The organism is Gordonia sp. C13 (assembly GCF_023218005.1).
In the GTDB taxonomy this organism is placed as follows: Bacteria; Actinomycetota; Actinomycetes; order Mycobacteriales; family Mycobacteriaceae; genus Gordonia; species Gordonia namibiensis.
Window position 1 is genome coordinate 20,125 of the sequence record NZ_JALPSY010000011.1, and the last position, 12,371, is coordinate 32,495.

A 12,371-nucleotide genomic window follows, 5' to 3' on the forward strand; every position below is an offset into this window, starting at 1 on the left:
GGCGTCGACGCGGGACGGACGCCGTCAGTTGGTCAGCGGCCGCAGGAATTCCCCGCTGACCTGAACCGCGGGCCCCGACGACCCGCCGCCGACGACCAGCGTCGCGAAGGCGAGGTCGCCGACGATGCCGGCGAACCAGCCGTGCGGGTTCTTGTTGTCGCCGTACTCGGCGGTGCCGGTCTTGCCGCCGAGGCCGGGGACATCTTGGAGCGAGGTGGCGGTTCCGCGGGTGACGGTGTCGCGCATCATGCTTCGCAGCGCACGGACCACGTCACCGGGGATCGGCTGGGAGTCGGTGTCACCGGTGGTCGCCTGTCCCTCGACCAGCGTCGGGGTGACGGTCTCGCCCCGAGCGAGACTCGCCTCGGCCAGCGCCAGTCCGAACGGGCTGACCGTGACCGTGCCCTGGCCGATGCCGTTCTCGACACGAAGCGCGGGGGAATCGGCCTTCGGCACAGAACCGGTCACGGTCGTCAGCCCGGGCACGGTGTAGTCGGCGCCGATGCCGAACTTGCGGGCCATCGAGGTCAACGCGTCGGCGGGGAGTTTGTTGGCCAGCGCGCCCATGGAGGTGTTGCACGATCGGGCGAATGCCGTTGGCAGAGGGACGGTCCCGAGATCAAAGTCGTTCTCGTTGGGGATCGTCCGGCCCTCGATGGTCGCGCGACCCGGACACGGGATCTGCGATGTCGGCTGCACCCCGCCCGACGCCAGGGCCGCAGCGGTGGTGATGGTCTTGAAGGTCGATCCCGGCGGGTACAACCCACTGAGGGACACTGCGCCGGACTTGTCGGCGGCGTCGTTCTGGGCGACGGCGACGATCCCGCCGGTCGACGGGGTGATCGCGACGATCATCGCGGGGCGTCGTTCTCCGTCGACGGCCCGCTGTGCCTGGGCCTGGATGTCGCGGTCGAGCGAGGTGCGGACCGGAGACGTCTGACCGGGCTGCGCCGAGTCCACGAGATGCGTTGGTGCGCCGTCCCGGTCGACGATCTGGATCGACCAACCGGCGGTGGTGTCGATCGCCTTGCGCCAGATGTCCTCGAGTCCTGCCATAGCCGGGGAGTGGAGTGCCTTGGTCGCGCTGAGGAGTGCGCCCTGCTCGGTGGTCGTGACACCGGGGATCTCGCCGATACTGCGTTGGACGCGTTTGAGATCGCTTTCCCGCAACCTGATCACCGTCTGGCTCGGGGCGTTGTTGCCCTCGAACAGTTTGCGGATGGTCGCCGTCGTGATCGACGGCTCGACCGGACGCAACGCGCGAGCCAGCTGACCGGCCGACGCGAGCTGTGCCCGTTCGAGATTGATCAGCGTCACGGGCTGCCAGGTCATCAGCGGTCGGGCGTTGGTGTCGAGCACGGGAGTACGGTAGGCGCGATCGTCGCTGTAGGAGAAGGACTGTCCCTCGCGGAGTTGCCGGTGCATGACCGACGGCTGCCACCGAATGCGCCAACCCGAATCCGTCTCGGCGAGAACAACCGACGTCTGGTAGGCGGTGTTGGTGTCCCGGATCTGCCACTGATGGTCGAGAGTGCCGGTGACCTTCTTGTCATCGACGAGGTCGGGGGTGACCGACAGCTTCGGGGTGGAACCCATGCCGTCGAAGATCGACTTGATGGTCACGCGCGCCGCGACCGGATCGTCGGTGAGGTCGGCGGCAGCGTCGGCGTCGCCCCGCTGGAGCGCCTCCGCGAACGACTGCAAGGTGTCCTCCGGCGAGTCCTGGGTCAGGAAACACCCGGACAGCGTGCCGACCAGCACGGTTAGAACACTGAGGACGACCAACCACCGACGCATGTGGCCAGACAACCGACCCGGGGGCGTCCACGCAAAGTCGCGACGCGCAATGACCCGATAGCGATCCGCTATCGCGCCAGGTCGAGTGGCTACTCGGCGGGGACGCGGAGCTGAGTCACGAATGTCCGGGCCGCCTCGCCGATGGCGCGGTCGACCTGCGGCAATGATTGCTCCGACCGGGCGCTCAGGGTGAAGACGGCGACCGCGACCGGAAGTTCTCCGGGGAACTCGACGACGCCGATCTCATTGCGGATCGCGACCAGGGTCCCGGTCTTGCCCGCCACGGTGACCCGCCGGAAGGGAAAGCCCGACGCCAGGCGGGCGGTGAAGACCTGGCGGCGCATCGTGTCCCTGATGAACGCGCACATCTCCGGCGACGCAGCGCGATCGGTCCAGACCGCGGACAACAGCGCCGTGCAGTCCCGGGGCGTCGAGGAACTCGAGTAGGCGGCGTCGTAAGCGCTCACCGATGGGTCGCTGTCCGGGTCGGCGAGGGCGGCGAAAGCCTCTGCCACCGTGCTGGTTCCGGTCTCGCGCTGGAGTCGTTCGTGTAGTTCTGCGACGCCGCCGACGATCCGCGTGCGCTCGGCGCCGAGGGAGACGAGATCCTCACGTACGCGGTCGAGGCCGAGCTCGTCGAGGAGGACGTCGGCAGCGACGTTGTCCGAGACGGTCATCATCGAGATGGCGAGGTCGCGCCGGCTCAGCGTGACCGGGTCGCCGAAGGCGGCCAGCCCCGTCGGGCCCTGCGCCCATAGCGTCGGGTCGACCGTGATCGAGGAGGCGAGGTCGATGTCACCGCGATCGGCACTGCGACACAACGAGATCAGGACGGCGAGCTTGTAGACCGAGGCCAGGACGACCGGTGCGTCGGCGTCGAAGGAGTACTCGATCTGCGGTGAGCCGATCGTCATGGCATGTACCCAGCCGGAGCAGCCGGCGTCGGCGAGGGTTTCGGCGACCTCGCGATCGACTCGCTCCCGCACGTGGTCGGGGAGTGTGGCCGGGGCGCTCAACCGGACGCCTTGCTGATCTTCCAGAGTGCCGCCGTCGTCACGTCGGCCACCTCGGCGAGCGCCGCTTCCCGGTAGACGACCCGAAGCCGGAGTGCGGTGGTGTCACGCCCGAGAGGCAGGCATCGGACGGCATCGAGTGACGCGAGACGTTCTGCGTCGGCGGTCAAGCCGAATGCGCCACCGCCGGCGACGGCCGCCACCAGGTGCTCGGCAGACGAGACGGGAAGGACGTGTGGGTCGAGTCCGGATTCGCGGAGACGATCGATCAGCTGGTCGTGTGCGGGCGGGTTGGCTGCTCGTGGCGGATGGCAGAGGTCGAGTCCCGCGAGCTGGCGGAGCCGCGGCCGCGTCGCGGTGGTGACCGGATGACCGGCCGGCACGACCACCTGGCGTCGGAAGACGACGACCGGCCCGGCCGTGAGCGTGCCGGTGACGCAGGGGGCATCGACGATGGCGAGGTCGAGGGTTCCTGCCGACACCTGCTCGACGAGACCCACCGTCGTGGCACTCACCATCTCCTGGCCGGAGGACACGTCGCCGAGGCGTTGTGCGACAGCGGCAACGGCGCCGGCCCCGGCGAGAGGGACTGCACCCCAACGCAACACCTCGGTCCCGTCATGAAGGCGTCGTGCCTCGCCGAGGAACCGCGCGGCGTCGTCGATCAGGAGTCGCGCGCGGGGTAGGAGATCACGGCCGGCGTCGGTGAGTTCGGCGCCGCGAGAGGTACGTCGGATGAGTTGGACCCCGAGCTCCTTCTCCAGGCGGCGCAACCCCTGCGAGACCGGCGGCTGTGTCATCTCCAGTCGGGCGGCAGCGTCCCCGAAGTGGCCTTCCTCGGCGACGGCGACGAAGAATCGCAGGTGCCTGACGAGATCCACGGCCCTCAGCTCGGGCGAATGGACCGGAGTTCGGTCTCGAGGTTGCGCCGAGCCGGCGATTCCCAGTTTTCATACCCGAAGTCTGTGTTGAAGAGCCGATCAAGGCTGAGCAGTTGTTCGAGGACCCGGCTGCGTCCCGCGTAGTAGAGCGTGTCCTCGAACTGGGAGTATTCGTCTCTTACGTCTGCGCAGTACTTCGAGTATCGCTGCGAGTCGCTCGCTAAGATCGCCAGGTCCGCATCGCACAATGCTGACGCATTCACATCGTTCGTATCGACGCGGTGTTCGGCAGTGGCACGGACCAGGCGTGCGACTTCTTGCGCGCACGACCTACCGGCGAGCATACGGAGGGCAAGGTCGGCGGATTGGTCCTCGTTGTCGGCCGCGCCGACTTCGTAGATTGCATCGTGGAACCAGGCCGCCAGAGTTACCGCCTCGTCGTCGAAGCTCGTACCCGCGGACCGGAGGTTGTCCAGCGAGGACAAGACACTGAGTAAGTGGTCGAGATTGTGGTACTTACGGTGCTGCTCACGCCATCTAGCGATAAGTAGCGCTCGCTCGTCTTGGGTTAGATACCGGGTTCGAAGTGGCGCGTCAGTCATGAAACTCGCCTTTTGGTAGTCGGGGCCGCGCGGATTCCGGCCATCCTTGAGGGGGAGTCGTTATGGTCCAGTTGCCCGGCACCCGGCTGAAATCCATCCACCGGCCACGACCGAGGTAGAGTGAGTACGCCTCTTCATCGGGGAAATCACCCATCCGAATGTAGATGGCGGATCCACCCGTTGCGCCGATATACCAGGTGCGGTCCTCCGGGTCGGCTACAAAGTCGATGCGCGTGGACATTACATATTCAAGATCGGAAACCTCGGACGCCCGGCTAACCACTTTCTCTCCTCAGTCGTCGAATCGGGCTGAACTCACCGTTTCGATGAGCTCAGACCATACGGAACGTTGTTGGGAAATCGTCGTACCGGTGCACTGTAGTAAGTAGGCAACATTTGCGCGTTGGTACACTTCGTACTTATTGACGGAATACAACCACCGGCCCGCCGGATCCTGATAATTTCCAGCCTGGATGCTGGCGCCTTGGGTTCGCGAAGTGATCGGATACCGGTCTGCGCGCTGTTCAACCCAATTTGGAAGTGATCGTGCTTCTATAAAGGCGTGGTCGAACAAATCGTTGACGTCGACTGTCGAATCGACCACGAACCTCGTCAACACGACCGCCACATTGTCCCTGAATCCGGTCTCATGGTCCTGTTCCGCCGTGAACAATGCGAACAGTCCTAGGTGGGCGCCTGATTGGTCCGGGTGGAACCTGGCTGGGTCGACGTCGAGCTGGACGACGCCGGCAATGGTCCGTGAGTCCACCACCCGGGCGTGGGATACGGCCATACGATGAAGTCGTTCGTACAAGGACCATTCGTTGATCAATCGAACAAACCGCCAATCTGCTTTCCGAAACTACCGCCGATGATGCCCCCGGCAACCCCGCCGACCACCACGCCGATTCCTATTCCAATCGGGCCTCCGAACGTGCCGGCCATCGCGCCGTACTCCGCTCCCGCCCAAGCTCCTCCGATCGCGCCGATGCCGCCACCAGTCGCTTCGGGAACGCTCGCTTCACCTGAACTCACCTCGTTGTAGCCGTTGTACACTTCGAAAGCCAGCGCAGCGGGTAGAGCGACCTTCGCGGCCATCCTGGTCGCGGTTCCCGCGAACCGCTCAGGAACTACCTCCGCTGGGCCTGCTCGAGGTGAAGACCTGGACTCAACTTCTCTGAGGTCCGGCAGAATCGGCTTCTCTGGGTCAACTCCCAAGCTTGCATTCACTGAGCCCCGGCTAGTCGACGAGGACCGAATGATGTCTTCAAGTGCTTGCTCTCGGGTCATTCCATACTTTTGAGCCTTGTGTTCGACGAGTTGTTCCATCGTCTTGTTCGGCTCGGCACGGAAAAGCTCGGCTGCTCGCGCCTGATCAGCCATGAGAGTTCTGGCTTTAGTGCGTATTTCGTTCCGGAGTTCTTGAGCTATGAGTGCGCGTTGCTCGGTGGGCATGTCGGACTTTGCGAGGGTGTCGTTCAGTACCTTCAGTCTCCGCTCCGCCTCCGCGTAGTAATTGCGCGTCTCCGCATCTGTCAGGGATGCATCTGGGTAGTTGGGCAGACCCAAAGAAGCAATGCCGAAGACGCCCGCGTAGGTGCCGTCGAAGGCGCTGGGTGGAATGAGTTCTGGCCTCAGTTCACCATCTGCAGCCCGAATTGCTGCCGCCAAGTCGTCATCGGCGGCCTCTGCGTTGATGAGCAGTTGATTTACGCGAAGTTGGAGGGCGACTCGATTGCCCTCCCTTTTTTGGTTGTCCTCCTTGGTCAACACAGTCTGCAGGGTCGACCTGACAGTTCCGTTATCGTCGATGGCAAAGTGATCTAAGAATGCATCAGCACGGATCTTGGCCAGTGCTTCCTTTATAGTTTCGATCTTTTGTGCTGCTGCCCGGGCTGCGTCGGCGATAACCGAAACCTGGTTGCCGTGAACGTCGAAGTCGACTCGCGTCCGTCCTACTGACCGCTTGGCTGCTGCTGCTGCATCGCCATCCCAAGTCGAGAAGGTGTCCAGGTTCTTGAGGTTGGATGACTGGGTGCTGCAGTGATCAGCTTGGCCTGCGCAAACGCTGAACACCGCTTCGATGTCTGCGACATTCCACCGGTCAACGTCTGAAAGGGAGATCACAGATTCAACGGTGGGTGATCGTCCTGGGCGCTGGCGAGGGGTGGTTCAGCGGCATCTGCTGAACCGAGCGTTGCACCAGCGGCCGTGTCCTGCACATCATAAGTGCTAGCTGCGTGGACGAACCCGTTTGCATTCTCGCCAAGCCTGGTCGTCACCGCTCGAGCTGAAGCCTGTAGGGCATCGAGCTTCTCGGAGAGTGCCTTGGCCGAGGCGCCGACCCAGCCGGTTTCGGCAGCCTCGGCCATCCGGCGAAATCCGACTTTGAACGTGTCAGATGACTCGACGTGCCAACCGCTGAGCTGGTGACCGCCATACCGCAACTCAACGAGATCAACCGCTACTTTGTCGCTCACGCTTCCCCCCGAAGACGAGTCGTCACCACCACACAGTTTCATGCCGCAGTGTAGTGCGCCGTTGGGGCCGATGTCAGAGCGCGGCCAGCTGCTGTGGACAAGTCCCGAACAGCCAACGAGGTGGCTGGGCCCGGGTCTTGGCTGCGGCTCTCGTTCCGGATGCTGGCGGCGCCCATGAAGGCTTGGTCGGCGGCTCGTCGTCCAGACTCACCACGGATGGACAAACCCACCAGGTCGCGGGGTGGTGGAAGTGGCGAAAAAGGGTGGGTTTGCGTAGCCGGTCAGCGGAGGAAGGTCGCGGCGGCGTCGGCGAGATCGAGGAGCGGTTGCGGGAAGACGCCGAGCACGACGGTGACGAGCGTGCACAGGGCGATGCCCGTGGTGGTGAGGATGCTCGGCTTCACGACGTGCGGTGCGTCCCGAGTAGGGACGTCGTCGAAGAACATGGCGACGATGATGCGGATGTAGACGTAGGCGGCGATCGCGCTGCTGATGACGCCGATGACCACCAGGACTCCACCACCGTTGCCGGCGACCGCGGCGAAGACGTCGAACTTGGCGATGAAGCCGCTGGTCAGCGGGATGCCCGCGAAGGACAGCAGGTAGACCGCGAACATGGCGCCGACCAAGGGATACCGCCGGCCCAGACCCGACCACTGGGTGAGGTCGGTGGCCTCGCGGCCGGACAGGTGCGGATTGCGGACCGTCGCCGCGGCGCCGTGGATCGCGGCGGTGCGTGCCGATGTACTCGTGTCCGTATCGGGTTCCCGGATGACCGCCACCATCGCGAAGGCGCCGAGCGTGGTGAACGCGTAGGCCGCCAGGTAGAAGAGGGTCGCGCCGAGACCTGCGTCGTCGAAGGCGATCAGACCGAGCAGGATGAAACCGGCGTGCGCGATCGACGAGTAGGCGAGCATCCGCTTCACGTCGTTCTGGGTCACGGCCATCACCGACGCGATGACCATCGACGCGATCGCGACCGCCCACAGCGCCGGCGCCCACTGGTCGCGCAGCGCACCGAAACCGACGTAGAAGACGCGGAGCAGCGCGCCGAACGCGGCGACCTTGGTGGCCGAGGCCATGAACGCGGTGACCGGGGTCGGGGCACCCTGGTAGACGTCGGGAATCCACGAATGGAACGGCACCGCCCCGACTTTGAACAACAGGCCGACCGCCAGCATGGCGAGACCGATCAGTGCCAGCGTGGTGTCCCCGCCGGTCCCGGCGATGTCGGTGATCGACGCACCGATCGTCGACAGGTTCAGCGACCCCGTCGCGCCGTAGACGAACGCGGCACCGAACAGGAAGAAGGCCGACGAGAAGGCGCCCAGCAGGAAGTACTTCAGCGATGCTTCCTGCGAGATCAGCCGACGACGCCGCGCCAGTCCGCACAGCAGATAGAGCGGCAGCGAGAAGACCTCCAGCGCAATGAACATGGTGAGCAGATCGCCGCACGCGGGGAACAGCATCATGCCGCCGACCGCGAGCAGGGCCAGCGGGAACACCTCGGTCGTCACGGCACCGGCTCGGGTCGCCTCGAACTCGGCGTCGGTGTTGGGCACGGACGCGCCGGACGGGGTGAACATGTCCGCGTCGACACCACCGCCGTTGAGACCTGTTCTGCCGGACTGGTCGTCGCCGACCCCGGCCCCGGCCAGGGTGCGCATGGTGACCGGCGCGACGACCCGTTCGAGTCGCCGTTCGGCCATGAAACCGACCGCGACGATCGCGATGATCAGCAGGAGGCCCTGAAGATACAACGTCGGGCGGTCCATCACGACGGCCCCCGACATCGCGAACTGGCCGTTCGCGCCGTCTGTTGTCTGCCCGGCCGTGACGGTGGCCAACGCCGCGAGAGCGACGACGAGCCCGCCCAGCGAAAGTGCCAGTTGCAGTGAGTACCTCACCCGGCGCGGGGCGAATGCCTCGACGAGGACCCCGATGACTCCCGCACCGAACACGATCAGCATGGGGGACAGCGCCGCGTACTCGACGCTCGGGGCCTCGATCGCGGCCAGCGGGGTCGTGACGAGAGAGGTGGTCATCGGTGGGCCTCCGCATCGGTGGTCGCGCCGGCGGGCCGGCCATGGGCGGGGTCCGCGACCGCGGGTTCGGGATCGGTGACCCCGACCGTGGTCAACGTGCTCTGCACGGCCGGATCGATCAGGTCGATCATCGGTTTCGGATACACACCCAGGGCGATGAGCAGGGCGAGCAGCGGTACGACGACGGCCAGTTCGCGGCCCGCGAGGTCGCGTATCGGCGACCGCTGCTCGTCGTCGGACCTCGCCGGCCCGCCCATCATCCGCTGGTAGGTCCACAGAATGTAGACGGCGGAGAGCACCAGGGCCGAACACGCGAGGACAGCGGCGATCGGATAGCGCGTGAATGTGCCGATGAGGACCAGGAACTCGCTGATGAACGGGGCGAGTCCGGGTAGCGACAGAGTCGCCAGACCCGCGACGAGGAAGGTCCCGGCAAGGACCGGGGCGACCTTCTGGACACCGCCGTAGTCGGCGATCAGGCGGCTGCCCCGCCGCGACACCAGGAACCCGGCGATGAGGAACAGTGCGGCGGTGGAGAGTCCGTGATTGACCATGTACAGCGCCGAACCGGTCTGGCCCTGATCGGTCATCACGAAGATGCCCAGGATGATGAAACCGAAGTGGGAGATCGACGTGTAGGCGATCAGGCGCATGACGTCGGTCTGACCGATGGCCAGGACCGCGCCGTAGACGATGCTGACGACCGCGAGCCCGCAGATCAGTGGAGCGAAATGCTGGCTCGCATCCGGGAACAGCTGCAGGCAGAACCGCAGCATCGCGAAGGTCCCGACCTTGTCGATGACGGCCATCATCAGCACTGCCGATGTCGGGGTGGCGGCAACCGCGGCATCGGGGAGCCACGAATGCAGCGGCCACAGCGGGGCTTTGACCGCGAACGCGAACATGAAGCCGAGGAACAGCAGTTTCGCCAGGCCGGTGGTGTCGTCGATCTGACCGCTCGACACCGCGGCCACGATGTCGCCGAGCGCGAAGGTCCCACCGCCGTCTGCGCCGACACCGTTCTGCGCGGACACCACGTACAGGCCGACCACCGCGGCCAGTAACAGCAGACCGCCGAACAGGTTGTACAGCAGGAACTTCACCGCCGCGCCGGAGCGGTTGGGGCCGGTACCGAAGCCGCCGATGAGGAAGTACATCGGGATGAGCATGGCCTCGAAGAAGATGTAGAAGAGCAGGATGTCCAGGGCGACGAAGCTCATCAGCACCATCGCCTCGGTGGCGAGGAACAGTGCGAGGTAGATGTGCGGGCCCTTCTGCGCCCGTCCGCCTGAGTGATCCAGGGACCCGTCGGAGTCGGCGTCGTGCCAACCGGCGAGCAGGAGCAACGGCAGGAGAGCGGCGGTCAGCAGGATGAGGACCAACCCGATTCCGTCCAGTCCCAACGCATATCGGGTTCCCAGGGCCGGAATCCAGCTCACGTCCTCGGTGAATTGGTAGCGCTCGCCGGCGGGATCGAAACCGACCGCGAGGCCGACGGCCAGGACGAGGACGCCGACGGTGATCGCGAAGGCGAACCAGCGTGCCGCCGCGGGCCGATTGACCGGGATGGCGAGGACGAGAGCCGCGCCCACCGCGGGGGCCAGCCAGAGGATCGTCAGCCAGGGGATGTTCACAGCACGTTCACCGCCATCACGAGTGCGACGATCAGGGTCGTCCCGGCGAACATCGACAGTGCGTAGGACCGCACATAACCGTTCTGCCAGCCACGTATTCGACGCGACGTGCGGGTCACGGTTTCCCCGACCACGCTCGTCAACCCGTCGACGCCGTCGGACTCCACCGCGACGAGGCCGGCCGTGATCCGCTGTCCGGGTCGCATCAGCAACTCTTCGTTGATCGCGTCGCCGTACAGATCACGTCGTGCCGCGACGGTCAGCACCGACACGTCGTCGGGTGCGATGGCGGGGACGGGCCGGGTGGCGTACTGCCGGTAGGCGACCGCGACGCCGGCCGCGACGACGACGAGAATGATCGCGGTCATCGCCCACACCGGGATCAGGTGGTGGGCGGTGTGCTCGCCGACCACGGGTTCGAGCCAGTGCTCGAGTGAACCGCCGATCGCGAGCAGTCCGCCGGAGACCACCGAACCCAGCGCGATGAGGACCATCGGCCCGGTCATCACCCGGGGTGACTCGTGCGGATGCGGCGCTGGGGCGTCGGTGCCGTCGTGCCAGCGCTTCTCGCCGAAGAACGTCAGCAGCATCACGCGGGTCATGTAGAAGGCGGTGATGCCCGCGCCGAGAAGCGCTGCACCGCCGAGGATCAGGCCCTTCGCACCACCCGCCCCGAAGGCGGCCTCTATGATGTGGTCCTTGGAGTAGAAGCCTGCGAATGGTGGGACGCCGATGATCGCGAGGTAGCCGACCCCGAACGTCACGAAGGTGACGGGCATCAGTGTGCGGAGTCCGCCGTACCGTCGCATGTCGGTTTCGTCATTCATCCCGTGCATCACCGATCCGGCGCCCAGGAACAGGCCGGCCTTGAAGAAACCGTGGGTGAGCAGGTGCAGGATCGCGAATGCGTAGCCGGCCGGGCCGAGTCCGGCGGCGAGCACCATGTAACCGATCTGGCTCATCGTCGACGCCGCGAGCGCCTTCTTGATGTCGTCCTTGGCGCAACCGATGATCGCGCCGAACAGCAGCGTCACGGCACCGACGACCACGACCCCGACCTGCGCGGTGGGCGCCAGGTCGAAGATCGGGCCGGAGCGCACGATCAGGTAAACGCCTGCGGTCACCATCGTGGCCGCGTGGATCAGCGCGGACACCGGGGTCGGACCCTCCATGGCGTCGCCGAGCCACGACTGCAGCGGCACCTGGGCAGACTTGCCGCAGGCGGCGAGCAGGAGCACGAAACCCAGTGCGGTGAGGGTTCCTTCGCCGGCCTGCGGGGCGCCGTCGAAGACCGCGGTGAACGCCACCGACCCGAAGGTGGCGAACATGATCATCAGGGCGACGGCGAGCCCGATGTCGCCGACGCGGTTGACCACGAAGGCCTTCTTGGCCGCGGTCGCTGCGGTCGGTTTGAACTGCCAGAAGCCGATCAGCAGATACGACGCCAGACCGACACCCTCCCAGCCGAGGTACAGGCCGAGATAGTTGTCGGCGAGGACGAGGACGAGCATCGCCGCGAGAAACAGGTTGAGGTAGCCGAAGAACCGTCGACGATCGGGGTCGGCGGCCATGTAGCCGATCGAGTAGACGTGGATCAGCGATCCGACGCCGGTGATCAGCAGGACGAAGCACATCGACAACTGGTCCAGGCGGAAACCGAAGTCCACCTGCAGTTCTCCGACCGGAACCCAACTGAAGAGGGTGTCGGTCACCCCGCGGTCATCGGCGGGACGGGACACCATCCCGGCGAACATCACCAGCCCGACCACGAACGACGCGATCGCTGCGGCAGTACCGAGCAGGTGGCCCCAGCGGTCGGTGGTCCGACCACCGAGGAGGAGGATCACCGCACCGGCGAGCGGTAGTGCGGGCACCAGCCAGAGCAGTGACGCGGTCAGTTCGGCGTTCACCAATCCTCC

10 protein-coding genes are annotated in these 12,371 nt (G+C 65.6%); all 10 read right to left on the minus strand.

Going from position 1 to position 12,371, the window contains the following annotated elements; all coding sequences use genetic code 11:
• Positions 1 to 24: 24 nt before the first annotated feature.
• The 10 genes from M1L58_RS11055 to nuoL all read right to left on the minus strand — a co-directional run bounded on the left by M1L58_RS11055 (position 25) and on the right by nuoL (position 12,362).
• Entirely contained in the window at positions 25 to 1,797 is a 1,773-nt protein-coding gene (locus tag M1L58_RS11055; RefSeq protein ID WP_248658935.1) for a penicillin-binding transpeptidase domain-containing protein, read from the minus strand.
• A gap of 89 nt (positions 1,798 to 1,886) precedes the next feature.
• On the minus strand, positions 1,887 to 2,813 hold the full coding sequence (locus M1L58_RS11060) for a serine hydrolase (protein WP_248658936.1): 927 nt from the start codon (positions 2,811 to 2,813) through the stop codon (positions 1,887 to 1,889).
• On the minus strand, positions 2,810 to 3,691 hold the full coding sequence (locus M1L58_RS11065; protein WP_248658937.1) for a LysR family transcriptional regulator: 882 nt from the start codon (positions 3,689 to 3,691) through the stop codon (positions 2,810 to 2,812). The genes M1L58_RS11060 and M1L58_RS11065 overlap by 4 nt, the downstream gene beginning before the upstream one ends.
• Before the next feature lie 5 nt (positions 3,692 to 3,696).
• Positions 3,697 to 4,176, minus strand: a complete 480-nt coding sequence (locus M1L58_RS11070; RefSeq protein ID WP_248658938.1) for an HD domain-containing protein — start codon at positions 4,174 to 4,176, stop codon at positions 3,697 to 3,699.
• 409 nt (positions 4,177 to 4,585) lie between these two features.
• Complete coding sequence (locus M1L58_RS11075; protein ID WP_248658939.1) at positions 4,586 to 5,086, minus strand: LpqN/LpqT family lipoprotein; 501 nt, start codon at positions 5,084 to 5,086, stop codon at positions 4,586 to 4,588.
• Between the two features lie 35 nt (positions 5,087 to 5,121).
• Complete coding sequence (locus M1L58_RS11080) at positions 5,122 to 6,420, minus strand: phage head morphogenesis protein (protein ID WP_248658940.1); 1,299 nt, start codon at positions 6,418 to 6,420, stop codon at positions 5,122 to 5,124.
• The gene (locus M1L58_RS11085) at positions 6,417 to 6,773 is read right to left on the minus strand and encodes a hypothetical protein (RefSeq protein ID WP_248658941.1); all 357 of its coding nucleotides are present in this window, start codon (positions 6,771 to 6,773) and stop codon (positions 6,417 to 6,419) included. The genes M1L58_RS11080 and M1L58_RS11085 overlap by 4 nt, the downstream gene beginning before the upstream one ends.
• A 281-nt stretch (positions 6,774 to 7,054) precedes the next feature.
• Positions 7,055 to 8,818, minus strand: a complete 1,764-nt coding sequence (gene nuoN / locus M1L58_RS11090) for an NADH-quinone oxidoreductase subunit NuoN (RefSeq protein ID WP_248658942.1) — start codon at positions 8,816 to 8,818, stop codon at positions 7,055 to 7,057.
• A complete protein-coding gene (locus tag M1L58_RS11095; protein WP_248658943.1) occupies positions 8,815 to 10,452 on the minus strand; it encodes an NADH-quinone oxidoreductase subunit M in 1,638 nt (545 codons plus the stop codon). The genes nuoN and M1L58_RS11095 overlap by 4 nt, the downstream gene beginning before the upstream one ends.
• On the minus strand, positions 10,449 to 12,362 hold the full coding sequence (gene nuoL / locus M1L58_RS11100) for an NADH-quinone oxidoreductase subunit L (RefSeq protein WP_248658944.1): 1,914 nt from the start codon (positions 12,360 to 12,362) through the stop codon (positions 10,449 to 10,451). The genes M1L58_RS11095 and nuoL overlap by 4 nt, the downstream gene beginning before the upstream one ends.
• Positions 12,363 to 12,371 lie beyond the last annotated feature (9 nt).